This window comes from Streptomyces sp. NPDC101237 (assembly GCF_044767465.1).
In the GTDB taxonomy this organism is placed as follows: Bacteria; Actinomycetota; Actinomycetes; order Streptomycetales; family Streptomycetaceae; genus Streptomyces; species Streptomyces gramineus.
Genome location: NZ_JBIWNY010000002.1, coordinates 64,159 through 83,505 on the forward strand (window position 1 = coordinate 64,159; position 19,347 = coordinate 83,505).

The following is a 19,347-nucleotide window of genomic DNA, read 5'->3' on the forward strand; positions in this document are numbered from 1 at the left end:
TCCGTCAGCTGCTGCATCCGTACGTCGAGCGGCCGCCTGGGCTGCCGTTGAAGCAGGGTGTTCATGCGGTCTGAGTTCTTGTGCTCGCCGACCTGCATGGACAGTCGGCGCTGGACGCGTACGAGGGGGTGGGCAGGGCCGAGCATCCACACCGCCGTGGAGCGGAATCAGTGGAGATGGTCCACCGCCACGGTCAAAGCGGTCCAGGCGTTGTGGGACGCATGGTAGGGGTCGGCGTTGGCGTCGTCGCCGGCGAGGGCGCTACCGGGCTGGACCTGCCACTGCTTGGAGTCGGACTGGGTGAGGTTCTCGTACGGCCTGGCGCTGTCCAGCAGTGCAAGGATCCGCCTGAGGTATTGATCTTCCTCAGTTGTGGTTGTCACGGCTTGAGGGTATGGGTGAAGGTCATATTCGTGCGCGATATTTACGTATTTCCTGGGATCGTCAAGGAGCAGGGTCTGCCTTAGCCGGAGAACTGGGTGAGTGTCCAGCACTGTTCGGGATCTCGCAGGCATATCTGTCGGCGCCAATGTCCTGGGCGCGGTGCCCGCCAGGCGCTGATGGAATGTGTGGGTAGTTATCACCCGAGGAGGCGTCGGTGTCGGAGCACCAGCAGTGTCAGATGACCAATGCGCAGTTCCACGACACGAAGTTGATCTGGAACTACCACCAGATGGGGCACACCCCGCGCCATTGCTCGGCGGCCATCGGGCTGGGCAGTCACGACCTCGGTGTCGCCACCACAGCTGCCGGACTCTACCGCGCTGGCCATTTCCCGGTCGTTGTCTTCAGCGGCGGCAACAGTCCGACCACGCGTGCCCGCTTCCCGTGCGGCGAGGCCGTGCACTACCGCGAGCACGCCCTGAGCCTGGGCGTGCCGGACGAAGTGATCCTGGTCGAGTCGAAGGCGGCCAACACCGGCCAGAACATCGCTTTCTCCCGCGAGCTGTTGGCCGACGCAGGCGTCACGGTCGACTCGCTGCTGCTGATCTCCAAGCCCTACATGGAGCGCCGCTCGTACGCGACCTGCCGCAAGCTGTGGCCGGAGGTGGAGGTCGTGTGCGCCTCCGAGCCGCTGGAACTGGAGGATTACATCAAGTCCATCGGCGACGAGAAGCTGGTCGTCGACATGCTCGTCGGCGATTTGCAGCGGGTGGTCGAGTACCCGAAGCTCGGCTTCGCCGTCGAACAGGTCGTACCGGGGGACGTCTATGACGCTTACGAGCGACTTGTGTGCGCTGGGTTCGACAGCCGCCTTGTCGCGCTCTGAGCGTGACTCAGTCCCGGAGGTCTTTGTTCGTGACGGCGTACACCAGCGAGTGGGCGAACGGCTGCTGCTCCCCGGCCTTGGTGTTTTCCCATGTCTCGTAGAGCTTTTGCACCTTGGGGTGGGTCACATCGACCAGCAGCACGGCGAGTTCTTCCGTACGTTCCTTGAGCAGTGCTTCGTGAAGTCGTTCGGAGAGTCCCTGTGTGCGTCAGCGGGGGTACACCATCACTCCGGAGAACACGTAGGTGGAGGTGTAGCCGTTGTTCGGCTCGTAGGCGGTGGAGCGCCACCAATCGCGGCCAGTGGTGAGGAGGCGCTGTACGCGAAGCCGGCCGGCTCATCTCCGTCGTAGGCCACTACGCAGGAGAAGTCGCCCATGCCGCTCCAGTGGTCGACGAACCAGGCGAAGAGCTCGTCCAAGATTGCGACCGGGGCGGCGGTGGCCCGGCCATGGGCGGTCAGACGACGGAAGAAGTCGATGTCCTCGCTCATGAACAGGTCGTCTCGATATCCGCCAACCGTGTTGAAAGCCACGGCGGTTGCGAACTGGGCGACGCCCTGCGCGCCACTGTGGGCGGTTCGGTAGTGGTCCCAGTACGCGCACAGCAGCCGTGCCCCGAGCCGCTTGGGGGTGTAGAGGGGCGGGATGGCGCCACCGACGGCCCCCTCGTCCATCGCGGTCGCAGCGGCGGTGATCGCTTCCAAGGGCAGTGCGACGTCGGCGTCCGTGAAGAACAGCCGCCGGCCGCCGGCCACGGCCGCGCCGCTGTTGCGGACTCGCCCGATACTGCGCCCGCTCTCGCTGATCACACGCACGCCGAAGGATGCGGCCACCTCGGCGGTCGTGTCGGTGGAGGCGTTGTCGACCACGATCACCTCCCCCCGCTCACCGCTGCTCTCCTCCCACTGGGTGAGGGAGGCGAGGACGGTGGGGAGGTAGCGGGGCAGGTACGCAGCTTCGTTGTGGGCGGGGATGACGACGGTCAGGCCGGCGGCTCTGGTCATCGGGGAGTCCTTTCCGTGCGTGGTGTGCGGAAGAGGTGGGGTGTCCGGTGGGGGAGGTCTGTAAGCCGCCCGCGCCACAGCGCTCGGTCCTCGCCGGGAGCGGAATACGCCCAGCAGCGGACGGTGATCAGGACCACCCATGCCGACAGACGGGCGCTGTTCAGGGCGAGGGGATAGCTGCTGATCAGTGCGTCACAGTCCCACGGCGGGTGAGCGGCGGTCATGACGAGGGCGTGGGCGACATCCGACTCCCGCGAGCCGGGGGCGGCGTCGGTGAAGTCGACCAGATGGCGTGTGTCCCGGGGACCGGAGAGGACGACGTTGTCGAAGTGCAGGTCCCCGTGGCACCACACCACCGGCGCCGTGCCGGGGGTTTCGGCGATCAGGGCGAGCGCCGGAGCGATCTGGTCCATCAGGTCAGCGGGGCAGCGCCGGGTCAGCGATGAGACGAAGTCGACGAACGGGCGTCGCTTGACCGACGGCGAGAGCGGCGCCCGGTGCAGCCGGCCGAGAAGGTCGCCGAGATCCTTGAGTGCCTGGGTGTGCGGGACGCGTCGGGTGCGTACGGCGGTGCCAAGGGTGCAGGTTCCGAGGTCGGACGTGATGAGCGCGGTGGCTCCGTCGGTGGAGGTGGTGCCACAGCCGAGCACCTTCGGGACGGGAACGGCGCCCTCGGCCGCTCGCATCGCGATGCCTTCGGTGATCGCGTTGCGGCCGGCGGTGGGCGCGTACAGCTTCACGATCACGCTCCGGCCGTCTGCCAGTCCCGCCCGGTATACGGCGGTGCGCGAACCGGCCTTCAGCCGTTCCGCGGTCCGGGCGGGCGTGCCCAGGAGGGTGGTGCATGCGCGGGAGACCCCCGGCGGGGGCGTGATCATCGAAGCCCCGCGGGCTCGGGGTGGGCGGCGCCCAGCGCGCGGGTGTGCCGCAGGGCGCGCTGTAAGAGGGTGCGGTACTCGCGGACGTCGTCTGTGCGCGGGCACGCCACCTGCCACGGCTTCTCCGGGCCCACGAAGTGGATGACCGGTGCGGCTGGGTCGGGACGCAGGGAGCGGGCGACGACGCGGCGCACCCAGTTGCCGCGTTCCAGGAACCGGCCCACTTCGAAACGGTTGTATCCGGCGTCGACTGGGCGGACGCGGCCGGCGTGCAGGATCCACAGGTTCAGGGCGTCTGGAGTCCACCGCTCGTGCCTTCCGTGCCTGGGACCACAAGTACGGCGGCGGCCTGCGCCGCAAGGCGGTCTTGGGCCAGCTCAGCGAGGTCGCCGCTCATCTCGACGAATACCAGGTACCCAGGGTCGAACGGCGCCTGTACCAGGTCATGGCCCAACTGGCAGGCACAGCGGCCACCATGGCCTGGGACACCGGCCTTCAGCGTCGAGCACAGAGTTACTATCTCCTGGCCCTTCGCGCTTCCCACGCCGGCGGCGACATGGTCTTCGGCGCCAACGTCCTCGCGGGCATGGCCCGCCAGATGCTCTACCGGGAGCAGCCCCAGGACGCCCTCGAACTGGTCCGCCTGGCCCAGGACGGAGCACGATCGGTCGCCGGCCCCAGAGTGCGCGCCATGCTCCACACCCGCGAGGCGTGGGCGTACGCGGCGATGGGCCGCACCGCCGCCTTCCACCGCGCCACCACCCAGGCGACCGAGGCGCTGGCAGACGCCAGGCCGGCCGAAGAGCCGTACTGGATCGCCTACTTCGATGAGGCGGAACTCGCCGGCACCACCGGTGGCAGACTCCTCGAACTCGCCCGCCAGAACCCGAAGAAACACGCCGAAGCCGCAGCCGGAGAGATCCGCCACGCCGTCGCCCAGCGCGGTCCCGAAGCCGGCCGCAGCCATGCCCTCGACCGTATCGGCCTGGCCCAGTGCCACTTCCTCCTCGGCGACCTGACCGGCGCCGTGGCGGAGACGCACCGAGCGGTGGACGCGGCGAGCGAGACCCGCTCGAACAGGGTCCGCACCCAGCTGGGCGAGCTGTACCCGTACACCGTGGGCAACAGCGCGGCCCGCCCCGTGCGCGAGGCCCGCGATAGGATCCGCGACCTGCTGTCGACCTGAGAAGGAGCATGACGACCGTGACGACCATCGCGGTGACCGGGCACATGGACCTGACCGAGGACAGCATTCCTCTGGTCCGCACCGCCCTGGACGACCTGCTCAAGCAGTACGCCGACGATCTCGTCGGTGTCTCCTGCATCGCCAAAGGCGCCGACTCCCTCTTCGCTGAAGCAGTTCTGGCTGCGGGAGGACGCCTGACCGTCGTCGTCCCCTCCCAGGACTACCGCCAGAACAAGGTCAAGCCCGATCACGCCGCCCTCTTCGACCGCCTTCTCGAAGCTGCTGGGGAAGTTCTCGTCCTCCCGCACGAGACGGCCAACCGGCAGGCGTACGAGGCCGCGAACGCCGTCCTCATCGAACGCGCAGACCGGCTTGTGGCCGTATGGAGCGGCGAACCGCCCACCGGCAAGGGCGGTGGCACCGCCGATACCGTCCTGGAGGCACAAGCGGCGGGCGTCCCTGTAGACGTGGTCTGGCCGGACGGGGCAACTCGCAGGGGCTGAGTTCCATGAGCCTGACGTCGGCGGACGCGATCAGTGTCGCTGCCCCTTGAACTCCGGTGAGAACGGAACTGCGGGGGAGAAACGGGCTCCGGCGTTGCGCGGAGTGGCGAGCGGTGGCTGCCTGGGCTCGTGGGCCGGGGGCGTGGCGTTCACCGAGGCGTCGGATGCGCCAAGTCAGCGCGCGGGCGGGGCTGAGGGCATCGTCCAGGGTGCGCTGGCCGAGCGCCCGATCGAGGACGGTGGCCGGGTTGTGTCCTGCCGCTTCTGCCTCGGCGAGCACGGTGGCGAGTGCGTCCCACGCGGGGTCGTTGAGAATGCGCCCGACGTGTTCCGGTACCGCCTGCTGGAGGTGGTGGGCGTAGCGGCGCTTGGTCTGGAGGCCGGGGCACGGCGCGCGAGGTCTGTCAGGACCCGGTCGGCGACCTGCGCGTACGCGACCTGCAGATGGACGAGGGCTTGTTCCGCTGCTGCCTCCTGTTGGGCATGCTGGCGGGTGCGGTGCCAGTGAATCGCGTAGGCGATCGCGGTGAGCGCGACGTCCAGCAGCATCGCCAGCCCGGCACCGTCCTCGTGCCGTGCGGGGTCCTTCCAGATCGCCTGGATGCTGCGGCGCAAGACGCGTGTGCTGTCCAGGTCGGCGGCGATGCGGGAGCGGGCGGCGCGCTCGAAGACGGCCGCGGCCTGTTCGAGTTCGGCCTTCAGCGCAGACGGTGCGGTGACCGGCAGTAGGTCCAGTGCGGCCCCGTCTGCGACCAGCTGTCCCTGCCCCGTGGGGGTCGTCGCCGTGGGTGAGGTGGTGGGGAATGCGTTCGGTGGCGGCGGCGGCCTGGTGCCACGGATTTCCCGGCCGGACGGTGACCGGTTCGGGGCTGGTGGTGGCGTGGCGTCGGCGGATCTGAGGGAGGGAGAGGTCGGGGGCGAGGGTGGAACCGGAGTAGAACACCGGTTCGCCCTTGCCGTACGAAGCGGATGGTCCCCACCGCCGACCACGGCATCGGCAAGCGTTGGCAGGTCCGCTACCGCGACCTGGACGGCCACCAGCGCAAGGAGAACTCCCACACGAAGGCCCAGGCGGACAACCGCGCCGCCGAGGCCGACGTCGAGATCCGGCAGGGCTCCTACGTCGTCCCCGCCGAGACGAAGCAGACGCTCGTCGCCTACGCGCAGAACCCGAGGGCAACAGGATCCGGTCAGTGCCCCCTGTCGGCTCAACTCGCCGCAGCCCTCAAGGCGCGCATGAAGGAGTTCCCGCCGGTCGAGGTCACCCTGCCGTGGACCAAGCCGGACGGCGAGCCGAAAACCTTCCGCCTCCTCTTCGTCGACCAGGAAGGGCGGGCCTACAACCGCAGCGTCTTCGACATGGGTGACTGGCGGCGCGCCTTGGCCGCCGTCGGCGTGATCCCTCCCCGAGCGCGGAGCGCGCGCTACCTCCAGGTGGCTCCGGAAGACGGCATGCACGCCCTCCGGCACGCCTACGCCTCCGTGCTCCTGGACGCGGGGGAGAGCATCAAGGCGCTCTCCGATTACCTCGGACACTCGGACCCGGGTTTCACGCTGCGGACGTACACGCATCTGCTGCCGTCCAGCGAGACCCGCACCCGCAAGGCGATCGACGACGTCTTCACAGAAGCCGAGGCAGAAGCCGGCGCAGAAGACGAGGACGACAGGCCCGGCACCCAGGGCACATCAGCGCCCCAGCGAAACCCATGTGCCCTCAATGTGCCCTGGCCGCCTGACGGCCCCCTCCGGCACCAAAAAGGGCGAGGCCCGAAGACCCCGCCCGCTACTAGCAAGACCCCAGGTCAGGGCCACACCAGGCAATAAGGCTGATGCCCCGCCTCATGCAACCGATGGCTGAAGTCCTGCCACTCGTGCAGCAGCTGGTACACGTTGAACGCGTCCCTCGGGCCGCCCCGGTCCGGGACCGTCGACCAGATGAAGGCCGCCGCGCCGACCGCTTCCTCGCCTATGCCGCGCAGCGGGTCCACGACGGTCATGGGGAGCTTGACGACCGCGTAGTCCGGGTGCAGGACGACCAGCTCCAGGGGCGGCACCTTGTTCAGAGGCACGCCTTCGATGCCCGTCAGCACCATCGCGGCCATGGTCTCCGGCTTGATCTTGGTGAACATGCCGTTCATGCCGAGCTCGTCGCCGCCGAGTTCCTCGGGGCGCATCGAGATCGGGACCCGGGCCGCGGTCGCGCCGTCCGGTGCGCCGAAGTATTTGTACGTCACCCCCACCCGACCACCATTCCTGCTACCGCTCTCCGGACGGTCGATCCGGCGATCGATCCGCTGACCCCTCTGGTCCCACTGATCGATACGTCGGTCGCGCCGCTCGGACTCACTCGGTACGCCGCTCTGTTCCTGACGTGCTGCCTCAGCCGCTTCCTCCGCGTCGCGTCGGTGCCTTCCCCGCCGGGCACGTCGAGGACCCAGGTCGTCAGTCCCCTCGCCCAGTCCGCCACCGCGATGCATATCTCCACCCGACTGCTTTTCTAGGACGCGTGGCCCCCGCCGCGCAACCCGATCATCGTGTCAGTGACCTCCCCCACGGCCGCCCGCCGAAACGTGCGTCGAAACATCAGTCCGCAGGATCTTTACAGCCTCCGGCCGGCTCTGTACCGGATGAGCTGGGTGTATCGGGTCACAGTCTCGCAGATGCTCCGGGCCCTGCGCCGGGCCCGCCGATTACCCGTGCGAGAAGCCCCGCCGCCAGCGCGTCCGCCCCGCGAAGGCCCCCGTCGCTGCGAGCAGAGCAGGCTGCTCCGCCTACCCTGAGGAGGTCACCCAGCAACCGGAGTCCGAGAAGCCGGAGAAGCCGCACGCCATGAGTGCCCAGAGCGAAACGCCCTATCCCTACGACGCGCCCGTCTCACAGGCGCTCTTCGACCGCGCCTCCGCGGTCACGCCCGGCGGCGTGAACTCCCCGGTGCGCGCCTTCCGTGCCGTCGGCGGCACCCCCCGCTTCATGGTCTCCGGCAAGGGGGCCTACCTCACCGACGCCGACGGCCGCGAGTACGTCGACCTCGTCTGCTCCTGGGGGCCGATGATCCTCGGCCACTCCCACCCCGAGGTCATCGCCGCCGTCCAGGACGCCGTCTCCCGCGGCACCTCCTTCGGCACGCCCGGCGAGGGCGAGGTCGCCCTCGCCGAGGAGATGGTCGCCCGGATCGAGCCGCTGGAGCAGGTGCGGCTGGTCAGCAGCGGGACCGAGGCCACCATGAGCGCCATCCGGCTGGCCCGCGGATTCACCCGGCGCACCAAGGTGATCAAGTTCGCCGGGTGTTACCACGGTCACGTCGACTCGCTGCTCGCGGCGGCCGGCAGCGGGGTCGCCACCTTCGCGCTGCCCGACACCCCCGGTGTCACCGGCGCCCAGGCCGGCGACACGATCGTGCTGCCGTACAACGATCTCGAAGCCGTGCAGGAGGCCTTCCACCGGCACCCCGGGGAGATCGCCTGCGTGATCACCGAGGCCTCGCCGGGCAACATGGGCGTGGTGCCGCCCGCGCCCGGGTTCAACCAGGGGGTCAGGGACACCTGCCACAAGAACGGCGCCCTGTACATCTCCGACGAGGTCATGACCGGGTTCCGGACCAGCCGCGCCGGATGGTTCGGCATCGACGGAGTGGTGCCCGACCTCATGACCTTCGGGAAGGTGATGGGCGGCGGGTTCCCGGCGGCCGCCTTCGGCGGACGTGCGGACGTCATGGCGCACCTCGCGCCGGCCGGGCCGGTCTACCAGGCCGGCACCCTCTCCGGGAACCCGGTCGCCACTGCCGCCGGGCTGGCCCAGCTGCGGCTGCTGGACGACGCGGCCTACGAGAAGGTCGACGCCGTATCCGCGCAGATCCAGGCGCTGGTCTCGGAGGCGCTGAACAAGGAGGGCGTGGCGCACCAGGTGCAGAAGGCGTCCAACATGTTCTCCGTCTTCTTCACCAACCGTCCGGTGCGCAACTACGAGGACGCGCGGGCCCAGGAGTCGTTCCGGTTCACCGCGTTCTTCCATTCCCTCCTCTCCGACGGCGTCTACCTGCCGCCGTCGTCCTTCGAGTCCTGGTTCGTCTCCACGGCCCACGACGACCGGGCCATCCAGAAGATCGCCGACGCCCTTCCGGCGGCGGCCCGAGCGGCCGCGGAGGCCACGGCAGCATGAGCGAGCAGCAGGACATCACCGTCGTGCACGTGATGCGGCACGGCGAGGTCGACAACCCCGACGGGGTGCTCTACGGCAGACTTCCCGGCTACCACCTCTCCGAGCTGGGCCGGAAGATGGCCGACCGGGTCGCCGAGCACCTCGCCTCGCGGGACGTGACGTACGTCGTCGCCTCGCCGCTGGAGCGTGCGCAGGAGACCGCCACACCGATCGCCAAGGCGCACGGTCTCGACCTCGCCACCGACGAGCGGCTGATCGAGGCGAAGAACATCTTCCAGGGCAAGACCTTCGGGGTCGGCGACGGTGCGCTCAAGAAGCCCGCCAACTGGAAGCACCTCGTCAACCCGTTCCGGCCGTCCTGGGGCGAGCCGTACGTCGACCAGGTCGTCCGGATGCGGGGCGCGCTGGACGCGGCCAAGGACCGGGCCCGCGGCCACGAGGCGGTACTGGTCAGCCACCAGCTGCCGATCTGGATCCTGCGGTCCTACGTCGAGAAGCGCCGGCTGTGGCACGATCCGCGCAAGCGGCAGTGCACCCTCGCCTCCCTGACGACTTTCACCTATCAAGGGGACAGGATCGTTTCCGTCGGGTACTCCGAGCCGGCCATCGATCTGGTCCCGGCTCACCTCCGGGCCGGTGCCAAGCCGGTGCAGGGGAAGGGCAAGGCCTTCGGGGCGTGAAGTCCGCACCCCTGAAAGCCATTTCCTTAAATTAATCTGAAAATATGTTGTTCCTCATGGAACCTCCCGGTTCGTCCCGGCCTCTGAATGAGTGACCACCAGCGGACGTGACGAATCGGGGAACCATGCGGACCTTCACCCGAAGGGGACTACTCGGCGTCGGCGCGGGCGCCGCGGCCGGACTGGGCCTCGCCGGCTGTGGGAGTCACACATCGTCGGACGGCGCGACCCATGCCGGCGGTTCCGGCGCAACCCCGTCCGGAACGCCCAAGCCCAAGCCCACCGCCCGCCCCATCGGTGACGGTTCCACCTCGAACACCGGCAAGCAGCCCCACCAGCCCGCGGCCCCCGAGCCGCTGGAGCCGGGTCAGACCCCGCCGCAGTTCGTGATCTTCTCCTGGGACGGCGCCGGCGAGGTCGGCAACGGCCTCTTCCCGCGCTTCCTGGACCTGGCCAAGGAACACGGCGCGTCGATGACCTTCTTCCTCTCGGGGCTGTATCTCCTGCCCGAGTCGAAGAAGCGGCTCTACAACCCGCCGAACAACCCGCGGGGCGCCTCCGACATCGGCTACCTCACCGACGAGCACGTCAAGGCGACGCTGGCCAACGTCCACCGCGCCTGGCTCGAAGGGCACGAGATAGGCACCCACTTCAACGGGCACTTCTGCGGCGGCTACGGCACGGTCGGCAACTGGACGCCCAAGCAGTGGCGCAGCGAGATCGACCAGGCCAAGGCGTTCGTGAAGGAGTGGCGGACCAACAGCGGCTGGACCGACCTGCCGTCCCTGCCCTTCGACTACGACAAGGAACTGGTCGGCGGCCGCACGCCCTGCCTGCTCGGCCAGAACAACCTGCTGCCCACCGCCCGCGACCTCGGCTGGCGCTACGACGCCTCCTCGCCGGGCGGCCGCCAGGTCTGGCCGCAGAAGAAGCTGGGCGTCTGGGACCTGCCGTTGCAGCAGATCCCCTTCCCGGGCCGCTCCTTCGAGGTCCTGTCCATGGACTACAACATGCTCGCCAACCAGTCGGTCAACTCGACCAAGGCCCCGGCCTACAACTACCCGGGCTGGCGCAAGCAGTCCGCACAGTCGTACATAGCCGGATTCGAGCGGGCATACACGACGAACCGGGCGCCGTTCTTCATAGGCAACCACTTCGAGCAGTGGAACGGCGGGATCTACATGGACTCCGTCGAGGAGGCCTTCAAGCACATCGCCCGTGAGAAGGAGAAGGGCGCGGACGTGCGTCTGGTCTCCTTCCGCCAGTTCGTGGACTGGATGGACGTCCAGAAGCCCGAGGTCCTGGAGAAGCTGCGCACGCTGGACGTCGGGCAGCGGCCGGCGGGCGGCTGGAAGACGCTCCTCAAGCAGGGCACCGCGGCCTGAACCGGGTGCGCCTCCCGGACCCAGGGGGGTGCGCAAGATCCCCAGAACGGGCATGCGAAACTTTTCACATGAGTACCCGTAGCCGCGCCGTCCTGCTCGGCGCCATGGCCGCCGCGGCGGCTCTGACCCTGTCCGCGTGCGGCTCCGGCGGTACCTCGGGCGGTGGCGGCAACACCAACTTCGTCACCGGCAAGAACGGCATCGACACGGTCGCGAAGGGCCACCGCGCGGCGGCCCCCGACCTGTCGGGCAGGACCATCGACGGCAGCACCCTCGACGTCGCGGACTACAAGGGCAAGGTCGTGGTCCTCAACGTATGGGGCTCCTGGTGCAGCCCGTGCCGCGCCGAGGCGCCCTACTTCGCCGCCGTCTCCAAGCAGTACGCGGGCCAGGGCGTCCAGTTCGTCGGCATCAACACCCGGGACACCAGCACCGGCTCCGCGGTCGCCTTCGAGAAGCAGAACGGCATCGGCTACCCGAGCCTGTACGACCCGACGGGCAAGCTGATGCTCCGCTTCAAGAAGGGCACGCTCAACCCGCAGGCGATCCCCTCCACCCTGGTCCTCGACCGGCAGGGCAACGTCGCGGCGCGCTCGCTCGCGGCGCTCAGCGAGGAGAACCTGCAAAAGATGATCAAGCCGGTCGTCGCGGAGAAGTGACGTGAGCGCACTCCTGACGGTCGCCGCGGAGACCGGCCGCAACGAGACCGTCTTCAGCGGGGCCCTGCTGATCGCCCTGCCGATCGCGCTGCTCGGTGGACTCGTCTCCTTCTTCTCGCCCTGCGTGCTGCCGCTCGTCCCGGGCTACCTGTCGTACGTCACCGGGGTCGCCGGCACCGACCTGGCCGAGGCCCGGCGCGGCCGGATGGCCACCGGCGCCGCACTCTTCGTCCTCGGCTTCACCGCCGTCTTCGTCTCCGGCGGGGCGCTGTTCGGCTACTTCGGCCAGAACCTCCAGGAGCAGTCCGGCACCCTCGCCAAGGTGCTCGGCGTGCTGATGATCGCCATGGGTGTGTTCTTCATGGGCCTGATGCCCTGGTTCACCCAGCGCGAGTTCCGCTTCCACCGGCGGCCGGTGGCCGGACTGGTCGGAGCGCCGCTGCTCGGCGCGCTGTTCGGGATCGGCTGGACGCCGTGCATCGGACCGACCCTCGCCTCCGTGATCGCCCTGTCGTCACAGCAGGGCAGCGCCGGCCGCGGTGCCATACTGACCGTCGCCTACTGCCTGGGGCTCGGTGTCCCGTTCGTGCTCACCGCGGTCGCCTTCCGCAAGGCGCTCGGCGCCTTCGGCTGGGTCAAGCGCCACTATGTCTGGGTGATGCGCATCGGCGGCACGATGATGATCGTGACCGGTGTGCTGCTGCTGACGGGCGCCTGGGACCGTCTCGTGCAGGACATGCAGTCCTGGTCCACCGGCTTCACTGTGGGGATCTGATCGATGAGCAACACCGAAACCGGGACCACCGAGCCGGACCTCGGCGAGGCGGGTTCTCAGCTCTCCACCGCGCCGGTCGAGCCACCGGCGGCCCCAGGGCTCGGCGTCGTCGGCTGGGCCCGCTGGTTCTGGCGGCAGCTGACCTCCATGCGGGTCGCGCTGCTGCTGCTCCTGCTGCTGTCGCTGGGCGCGATCCCCGGTTCGCTGATCCCGCAGAGCGGCGCCGACATCAACAAGGTCGCCGAGTTCCAGAAGGCCCACAGGACGCTGTCGCCCCTGTACGACAAGCTCGGCCTGTTCCACGTCTACAGCTCGGTGTGGTTCTCGGCGATCTACATCCTGCTGTTCGTCTCCCTCGTCGGCTGCATCATCCCGCGCGCCTGGCAGTTCGTGGGCCAGCTGCGCGGCCGTCCGCCGGGCGCGCCGAAGCGGCTGGACCGGCTCCCGGCGTACACCACCTGGCGGACCACGGCCGCGCCCGAGGAGGTCCGTGACGCGGCGCTGACCCTGCTGAAGAGGCGCCGCTTCCGCTCCCACCTCGTCGGCGAAGCGGTCGCCGCCGAGAAGGGCTACGTCCGCGAGTTCGGCAACCTGGTCTTCCACGTCGCGCTGATCGTGATGCTGATCGCGTTCGCCTCCGGCCAGATGTACAAGTCGGACGGCACCAAGCTGGTCGTCGAGGGCGACGGGTTCGCCAACTCGATCCTCCAGTACGACGACTTCAAGTCCGGCTCCCTGTTCAGGACCGACGACCTGGTGCCGTTCAGCTTCGACCTGAAGAACTTCAAGGCCAGCTACCAGACCAGCGGCCCCAGCAAGGGCACCCCGGTCACCTTCAGCGCCGACATCGACTACAGCGAGGGCGCCTACGGCAGGTCGAAGCGGACCACCGTCAAGGTGAACCAGCCGCTGCGCATCGACGACGCCAAGGTCTACCTCGTCAGCCACGGCTACGCCCCCGTCGTCACGGTCCGCGACGCCAAGGGCGAGGTCGTCTACCACGACGCCGTCCCGCTGCTCCCGCTCGACGCGAACGTCACCTCGCAGGGCGTGGTCAAGGTGATGGACGGCTACAAGAACGCCAAGGGCGTCAGCGAGCAGCTCGGCATCTCGGCGTTCTTCCTGCCGACCTACGGCGGCGGCTCCTCGGTGCTGTCCACCTTCCCGGCGCTGGACAACCCGGTGCTGAACCTGACGCCGTACCACGGCGACCTGGGCGTCGACTCGGGCATCCCGCAGAGCGTCTACCAGCTCGACAAGTCCCACATGAAGGAGTTCAAGGACTCCAAGGGGGCGCAGTTCCGCGACAACCTGAGGCCCGGGCAGACCATGCGGCTGCCCGACGGCGCCGGCTCCGTGACGTTCGAGAAGGACATCAAGGAATGGGCCGGCTTCGAGATCGTCCAGGAGCCCGGCAGCGGCTGGGCGCTGGGCGGCGCGCTCGCCGCGATCTTCGGCCTCGCCGCTTCGCTGTTCATCCAGCGCCGCCGCGTCTGGGTGCGGGCCGTGCCGGGTCCCGACGGCGTCACCGTCGTCGAGATGGCCGGGCTCGGCCGCAGCGAGTCGGCGAAGGTGCCCGAGGAACTGGGCGACCTCGCGGACATTCTCTACGACCAGGCGCCGGGGGCTCCCGACCCCGACGAAGACGACCAGTCAGCAGCATCCCCCGTACCTGCCGAAGGGGCTGAGAAGCGATGACTTCCGCCGCCGCAACCACGCTCGCCGCGACCAACGAGCATCTCGCGAGCATGAGCAACACGCTCGTCTACTCCTCGATGGCCGTCTACACGCTGGCCTTCTTCGCCTACATCTTCGAGTGGCTGCTCGGCAGCCGCAGCCGGGTCGCCAGGACCGCCAACGCGCTCACCACCGAGACCGCGGCGAAGAAGGCGCCCGCGGTCACGGTCAAGAAGGCCGGCGGCACCGCCGTCCTGGAACGCCCGAAGGTCGTCGTCCGCTCCGCGGCGGGCTCGCGTGACGTGCCGGACGGTCCCGGCGCGCACGGCGGCGACGAGCAGGGCGACCTCTACGGCCGGATCGCGATCTCCCTCACGGTCCTCGCCTTCCTCGTGGAGCTGGCCGGTGTGATCACCCGGGCCGCCTCCGTGCAGCGGGCGCCGTGGGGCAACATGTACGAGTTCAACATCACGTTCTCCACGGTCGCCGTCGGCATCTACCTCGGGCTGCTGACGCTGAAGAAGAACGTCCGCTGGATGGGCCTCTTCCTGATCACCACGGTCCTGCTGGACCTCGGTCTGGCGGTCACCGTCCTCTACACGGCGAGCGAGCCGCTGGTCCCGGCCCTGCACTCGTACTGGCTCTACATCCACGTCTCCACCGCCATCTTCTGCGGCGCGGTCTTCTACGTCGGCGCGGTCGCCACGATCCTCTACCTGTTCAAGGACTCCTACGAGAACAAGCTGGAGACCGGCGGCACCCCCGGCCGCTTCGCCACCTCGGTCCTGGAACGCCTGCCCGCGTCGGCCTCGCTGGACAAGTTCGCCTACCGCGTCAACGCGGCGGTCTTCCCGCTGTGGACGTTCACGATCATCGCGGGTGCGATCTGGGCGGGCAGTGCCTGGGGCCGGTACTGGAACTGGGACCCGAAGGAGACCTGGTCCTTCATCACGTGGGTCGCCTACGCCTGCTACCTGCACGCCCGCGCCACCGCGGGATGGAAGGGCCGCAAGGCCGCCTACCTGGCGATGCTCGCCTTCGGCTGCTGGCTGTTCAACTACTACGGCGTCAACATCTTCGTCACCGGCAAGCATTCCTACGCGGGCGTGTGAGCCACCGGGGGGCCACACTGGTCCCATGGCCGTCCTTCAGCTGCTGATCCGACTGCCGAGGCCCATGGGCCAGGTCTGGCCGAGCCTCTCCACCGCGGAGGGCCTGGCCGCCTGGCTCACCCCGGTCGACGTCCTGCAACCGAGACTCGACGGCATGGTCACCCTGGGTGAGCTGGGCACGGGCCGGGTGACCGCCTGGGACGTCGACCGGATCGCCGAGTACACGGTGGACGGCGGCGACAGGCTCCGCTTCCACCTGGAACCCGACGGCGGGTCGGGCACGCTCCTGCGCTTCACCCTCGACTCCGACGGCTCCGACGGCTCCGACGAGTCCGACCACGAGACGGCCACCGAGCAGCGGTGGTCGAGTCGTTTCGAGCGTCTGACCGAGCTCCTGGCGGAGTGAGGACCGGGGTGCACGGGGTCCGCGTCTCAGGACGGCGGCAGGCACTCCGCTCCCGGCGGCTTCCCCTCCGGCCAGGCGAGGGTCACGAACCGCGACCCGCCCTCCGGCCGCAGCTCCACGATCGGCACCGCCTTGTCGTACGGATTGCCGTGCACGTCCAGGCAGATCCACCCGCTCGCCCCGTCCACCCGCAGCGACCCCTTCACCTGCGGCCACTGGAGTCCGACGTCGGCGAGCGCGGGCACCGACCTGCCCTGCGGCACCGCCTCGCGGATCCCGTGCACCGCGAGCCGGATCGCGTCGTACGCGATGATCAGCTGTCCGTCCTCCAGGGCCACCGGACCGATCGGCCCGACCGGTGACCTCTCGGCGCTGGTCAGCAGCCGGGTCAGCGTCTGCGCCGCGGCCGTCGAACCACCCGTCGCCGGGCTGCCCTTGCGCCACGCGTCCGGGTGCGCGAGCGCGGTGTAGCGGACGGACAGGCGGTGCCTCAGAGCGTCACGGTCCAGGTGCTTCTCGCCGGTGAGGTACGACCCCTCGTCCCCGGTCAGCACCGTGAACTTCCGGTCCTGGCAGCCCCGTCCGCCCAGCGCGTTGATGAACTGCCGCAGCTGCGTGTGCCGTCCGGCGAACAGGATCGTGTCGGTCGACCGCGAGGTGTCGCAGATCAGGTTGGTGATCTGCCGGAACGTGTTCGCGGTCGTGCCCTCCTCGCTGCGGTCGGCCGGCGGCGTGAACGGCTGCGGCTCGTAGGGCGACCCCTTGATCAGCGCGGCGAACGACGTCTGCAGCGTCCGCGTGTACGGGTCACCCGGCCTGTCGTACACCAGCAGCGCCCGGCCGGCGCCGACCTTGGCGAAGGAGGCGAGCGCCCGGGCCTCGTCGGTGTTGGTCGGGGCCACCCGTGCCAGCCCCGGGTACGGGTCCTTGCCGCCCGGCCCGTTGGCGAGGTCGTCGGCGGTGATCGACGAGCCGACCACCGGGATGCCCCGCCGGGTCAGCTCCTTGACGGCCTTCTTGTTGTCGTCGGTGCTCTGCCCGACCCCGGCCACCGCCCGCAGCCGGTCCGGGCCGCCGGTCATGGCCGCCAGCCGGTCCACCATCTCCTTCCAGTACCGGCTGGTGGCACCGGGGTTGGCCAGCACCAGCCGGATCGCCGGCGACTGGCCGTTGGAGTCGTGGTTGGCCTGGTACTGGGCCAGATAGGCGCCCTGCAGCTCGTGCTCTATGTCGGCGAGGCTGGCCGCCGCGGTCGCGGTGTACGGCAGCATCAGCGCGACCGTCACGTAACGCCCCGGTGCGAGACGGGCGTTCTCCCGGGCGATCGCCTCCACGGTCGCGCGCAGCTGCGGATGCCCGAAGTCGAACGCCGTGGTCGCCACGCCCACGCACTCGTCGCCGCCCTCCGGCCGGGCCACTCCCGGCGCGCAGGACCGGTCCTCGCGCACGGCCGCCCGTATCCCGATCACCGCTCCGGCGACCAGTGCCGCCGCGACCAGCAGGGCGAGGTAGCGGCGCAGCGGGATCTCCCAGACGCCCTCGCGCAACCACGTGCCCATGCGCCGCCGTGCCATCACACCACCCCGTTCCGCTCGTCGTCGTCCTCGTCGTCGCCGTCCGCCTGCGGCGGCCGTCCGGCCAGGGCCGCCGCGGGCCAGGCCCGGGAGGCCTGCCACAGCAGGGCGTTGTCGGCCGGGCGCAGGTTGGACAGCTGCTCCAGTTCGAAGCGCAGCCGGTCGCCCACCCTCGCGTCGGGCACCACCAGCGGGTCGGTGAGGTACCACAGGGCGTGCAGCAGCCGCCGTACCCGCAGGTGCAGTACGGGGTCGGCGCCCTCGGGCACCGGGTGGCGCGCGTCGGTGCGGCCCAGCGCCACCGCCGCCCGCCGGTCGCCGTGCCCGGCGAAGTCGCGGCCCGCGGCGTCGTGGGCGTGGAAGTAGGGCGCGGAGGCGAGGAACCGCAGGGTGCGCAGCCAGACGGGGGTCTCCACGGTCAGGAAGGTGTCGCGGAGATGGGCGACGGCCTGGTCGGTCTCGCCGAGCGCCAGCTGCAGGTGCAGCCTGAAGCCGGCCGGCCAGTCGCCGGTGTAGAAGTCGATCAGGGTCTCGTGGACCGTGCGCCAGTCGCCGTGGTCGGCGTCGCGCAGGTGCAGCCGGAGCAGCAGCAGGGTGCGGACGAAGCGGTCGCCGACGAACTGCCCGTACCTGACCGGCATGCCCTCCTCGGCCAGCAGGTCCTGCAACGCCCGTACGCCCGAGGGGCCGAAGTCGTCCGGGAGCAGCGCCTCGGCCAGGGCGCACGCCGAGCCGTAGTCGTGGGCGGCGGCCAGGACGGTCAGTTCGTCCAGCCGGTCCTCGGGGACCAGCCGGTCCAGGAGCTGGGCGTACGCGGGGGCCGCGGGGCCGTCCTCGGCCAGCCGTACCTCGGCCGTCAGCAGGTCGGCGAGGGTGCCGGCCCGGTCCGGGTGCTGGGCCGCGGCCTCGGCGAGCACGGTGGTGCCCAGCGGGTTGCCTCCGGTCAGCCGGTGGACGGCGTGCGGGAGCTGGGGCACGGCCGGGGCGGCGACGAGGTGCAGGGTGTCGTCGGGGGAGAGCGGCGGTAACGCCACCAGCAGGGCCCGGGAGGTGGGCGCGGCCGCGTCCGGTGCCCACTCGGTGTGCCGTGCCACCTCGGCCAGCTCGCGCCGCACGCCGTTGCGCAGCAGCTCCCGGCCGTCGCCGCGCAGTCCGGCGACGAACGCCACCTGGTCGGCGATCCCGTCGGCGCGGTCCTTCAGCACGGCGTCCAGCAGGCCGGGACCGGGCCCGGCCTGCGCGTTGTCGACCAGCGCCAGCGGACGGCCGAGCCGCTGCATCCGGGGCAGCACGCCCGCGTACGCCTCGGCCAGGTCGGCGAGCAGGGCCCGTACGAGGTAGCGCTCGGCGTGCTCCCGTGAGGTGCCGCCGGCCCGGAAGTGCCCGGACAGCAGGATCAGTCCGCGCTGGGCGTGGCCGCCCGCGTTGGGGTACGTGCGGTACCAGACCGACGCCTTCTGGTGCCGGCGGCTGGTGAAGCCCTCGGCGACCGACTCCAGGGTGGCCTCGATGGCGCCGGAGACCAGCGGCCCGGTGCCGGTGGCGGCGGCCACCACCTTCGCGGCCACCTTCCCGGCCCAGCGTCCCGCGAGGCCGCTGATCCAGGAGCCGCTCTCGTTGAGCAGCAGGATCCGTTCCACCTCGCGCCGGATCCGCTCCGAGTCGGCGTCGCCCCAGCCGCCGGCGGCCACCGCGACCAGTCCCGACATGAGACGCGGGAAGGTGATCCGCCCGGCGCCGGTCACCGGTTCCGCGAGCTGCTCGGCGACGACCAGCAGGAGCTGCCCGAGCGGTGACCAGGACTCGGCGGGCCGTTCGGTGGGCGGGGCCGCGAACTGCGCCTCCGCGCAGTCGGCGAGCGCGACCGGAGTGTGCCCCTGGTAGGCGTCCCGTAACTCGCCGAGCACCGCGCTCTTGCCGAGCCCCCGGGCCCCGGTCAGCACGACGAACGGCAGCTCGCCGAGGTGTTCCGGGGGATGCGCGCGATGCTGGTACGGCCGTAACCCGACGATCCTCGGTATGAGCCCGGCCGGCTCCACGTCGAACAGTGCCCCGCGCCCGTGCAACCGTCTGTGCAAG

The 19,347-nt window shown here is 70.0% G+C and carries 21 protein-coding genes; 13 read left to right on the plus strand and 8 right to left on the minus strand.

All coding sequences use genetic code 11. The annotated features are described in order from the left end of the window. Positions 1 to 167: 167 nt before the first annotated feature. Positions 168 to 383: a hypothetical protein gene (locus ACIRQ9_RS03145; protein WP_404166567.1), complete on the minus strand. Its 216-nt coding sequence runs from the start codon at positions 381 to 383 to the stop codon at positions 168 to 170. 239 nt (positions 384 to 622) lie between these two features. On the opposite strand from ACIRQ9_RS03145, the gene ACIRQ9_RS03150 reads away from it, so the two are divergent. Next, a complete protein-coding gene (locus ACIRQ9_RS03150) occupies positions 623 to 1,270 on the plus strand; it encodes a YdcF family protein (RefSeq protein ID WP_404167502.1) in 648 nt (215 codons plus the stop codon). Between the two features lie 7 nt (positions 1,271 to 1,277). Here ACIRQ9_RS03150 and ACIRQ9_RS03155 read toward each other — a convergent pair whose 3' ends face one another. The 4 genes from ACIRQ9_RS03155 to ACIRQ9_RS03170 form a co-directional block, all read right to left on the minus strand. Further along, positions 1,278 to 1,412: an acetyltransferase gene (locus ACIRQ9_RS03155; protein WP_404166570.1), complete on the minus strand. Its 135-nt coding sequence runs from the start codon at positions 1,410 to 1,412 to the stop codon at positions 1,278 to 1,280. Between the two features lie 83 nt (positions 1,413 to 1,495). Next, the gene (locus tag ACIRQ9_RS03160; protein ID WP_404166573.1) at positions 1,496 to 2,275 is read right to left on the minus strand and encodes a glycosyltransferase; all 780 of its coding nucleotides are present in this window, start codon (positions 2,273 to 2,275) and stop codon (positions 1,496 to 1,498) included. After that, positions 2,272 to 3,153 carry a phosphotransferase enzyme family protein gene (locus ACIRQ9_RS03165; protein ID WP_404166576.1) on the minus strand — a complete coding sequence of 294 codons (882 nt, stop codon included), beginning with the start codon at positions 3,151 to 3,153 and terminating at the stop codon, positions 2,272 to 2,274. The genes ACIRQ9_RS03160 and ACIRQ9_RS03165 overlap by 4 nt, the downstream gene beginning before the upstream one ends. Then, positions 3,150 to 3,377, minus strand: coding sequence for a hypothetical protein (locus ACIRQ9_RS03170; protein ID WP_404166578.1), 228 nt, complete (start codon positions 3,375 to 3,377; stop codon positions 3,150 to 3,152). The genes ACIRQ9_RS03165 and ACIRQ9_RS03170 overlap by 4 nt, the downstream gene beginning before the upstream one ends. A 143-nt stretch (positions 3,378 to 3,520) precedes the next feature. Between ACIRQ9_RS03170 and ACIRQ9_RS03175 the strand changes: the two genes are divergently transcribed. The 4 genes from ACIRQ9_RS03175 to ACIRQ9_RS03190 all read left to right on the plus strand — a co-directional run bounded on the left by ACIRQ9_RS03175 (position 3,521) and on the right by ACIRQ9_RS03190 (position 6,666). Further along, the gene (locus ACIRQ9_RS03175; RefSeq protein ID WP_404166581.1) at positions 3,521 to 4,339 is read left to right on the plus strand and encodes a hypothetical protein; all 819 of its coding nucleotides are present in this window, start codon (positions 3,521 to 3,523) and stop codon (positions 4,337 to 4,339) included. Between the two features lie 17 nt (positions 4,340 to 4,356). After that, positions 4,357 to 4,842, plus strand: coding sequence for a hypothetical protein (locus ACIRQ9_RS03180; protein ID WP_404167504.1), 486 nt, complete (start codon positions 4,357 to 4,359; stop codon positions 4,840 to 4,842). A gap of 444 nt (positions 4,843 to 5,286) precedes the next feature. After that, entirely contained in the window at positions 5,287 to 5,571 is a 285-nt protein-coding gene (locus tag ACIRQ9_RS03185) for a hypothetical protein (RefSeq protein WP_404166583.1), read from the plus strand. 240 nt (positions 5,572 to 5,811) lie between these two features. Further along, positions 5,812 to 6,666 carry a tyrosine-type recombinase/integrase gene (locus ACIRQ9_RS03190; RefSeq protein ID WP_404166586.1) on the plus strand — a complete coding sequence of 285 codons (855 nt, stop codon included), beginning with the start codon at positions 5,812 to 5,814 and terminating at the stop codon, positions 6,664 to 6,666. Here the strand turns inward: ACIRQ9_RS03190 and ACIRQ9_RS03195 are convergent. Further along, positions 6,645 to 7,319, minus strand: a complete 675-nt coding sequence (locus ACIRQ9_RS03195; RefSeq protein WP_404166588.1) for a hypothetical protein — start codon at positions 7,317 to 7,319, stop codon at positions 6,645 to 6,647. The two genes, ACIRQ9_RS03190 and ACIRQ9_RS03195, sit on opposite strands and share 22 nt — an antisense overlap. A 352-nt stretch (positions 7,320 to 7,671) precedes the next feature. Between ACIRQ9_RS03195 and hemL the strand changes: the two genes are divergently transcribed. The 8 genes from hemL (at position 7,672) to ACIRQ9_RS03235 (ending at position 15,694) form a co-directional block, all read left to right on the plus strand. After that, entirely contained in the window at positions 7,672 to 9,000 is a 1,329-nt protein-coding gene (gene hemL / locus ACIRQ9_RS03200; RefSeq protein WP_404166591.1) for a glutamate-1-semialdehyde 2,1-aminomutase, read from the plus strand. After that, positions 8,997 to 9,680, plus strand: coding sequence for a histidine phosphatase family protein (locus ACIRQ9_RS03205; protein ID WP_404166594.1), 684 nt, complete (start codon positions 8,997 to 8,999; stop codon positions 9,678 to 9,680). Before hemL ends, ACIRQ9_RS03205 begins: the two co-directional genes overlap by 4 nt. Positions 9,681 to 9,805: 125 nt before the next feature. Beyond that, positions 9,806 to 11,065 (plus strand): hypothetical protein, encoded by a 1,260-nt coding sequence (locus tag ACIRQ9_RS03210; protein ID WP_404166597.1) that lies wholly within the window; start codon positions 9,806 to 9,808, stop codon positions 11,063 to 11,065. Positions 11,066 to 11,133: 68 nt separating this feature from the next. Further along, the gene (locus ACIRQ9_RS03215; RefSeq protein ID WP_404166599.1) at positions 11,134 to 11,724 is read left to right on the plus strand and encodes a TlpA family protein disulfide reductase; all 591 of its coding nucleotides are present in this window, start codon (positions 11,134 to 11,136) and stop codon (positions 11,722 to 11,724) included. Between the two features lies 1 nt (position 11,725). After that, positions 11,726 to 12,499, plus strand: coding sequence for a cytochrome c biogenesis CcdA family protein (locus ACIRQ9_RS03220; RefSeq protein ID WP_404166602.1), 774 nt, complete (start codon positions 11,726 to 11,728; stop codon positions 12,497 to 12,499). A 3-nt stretch (positions 12,500 to 12,502) separates the two neighbouring features. After that, on the plus strand, positions 12,503 to 14,197 hold the full coding sequence (locus tag ACIRQ9_RS03225; RefSeq protein ID WP_404166605.1) for a cytochrome c biogenesis protein ResB: 1,695 nt from the start codon (positions 12,503 to 12,505) through the stop codon (positions 14,195 to 14,197). Continuing rightward, on the plus strand, positions 14,194 to 15,288 hold the full coding sequence (gene ccsB / locus ACIRQ9_RS03230; protein WP_404166608.1) for a c-type cytochrome biogenesis protein CcsB: 1,095 nt from the start codon (positions 14,194 to 14,196) through the stop codon (positions 15,286 to 15,288). The genes ACIRQ9_RS03225 and ccsB overlap by 4 nt, the downstream gene beginning before the upstream one ends. Before the next feature lie 25 nt (positions 15,289 to 15,313). Beyond that, complete coding sequence (locus tag ACIRQ9_RS03235) at positions 15,314 to 15,694, plus strand: SRPBCC domain-containing protein (protein ID WP_404166611.1); 381 nt, start codon at positions 15,314 to 15,316, stop codon at positions 15,692 to 15,694. A gap of 26 nt (positions 15,695 to 15,720) precedes the next feature. Here ACIRQ9_RS03235 and ACIRQ9_RS03240 read toward each other — a convergent pair whose 3' ends face one another. Both ACIRQ9_RS03240 and ACIRQ9_RS03245 read right to left on the minus strand, forming a co-directional pair. Continuing rightward, positions 15,721 to 17,253: an ABC transporter substrate-binding protein gene (locus ACIRQ9_RS03240; RefSeq protein WP_404166614.1), complete on the minus strand. Its 1,533-nt coding sequence runs from the start codon at positions 17,251 to 17,253 to the stop codon at positions 15,721 to 15,723. 14 nt (positions 17,254 to 17,267) lie between these two features. Next, positions 17,268 to 19,346, minus strand: a complete 2,079-nt coding sequence (locus tag ACIRQ9_RS03245) for a hypothetical protein (protein WP_404166617.1) — start codon at positions 19,344 to 19,346, stop codon at positions 17,268 to 17,270. Position 19,347: the final 1 nt, after the last annotated feature.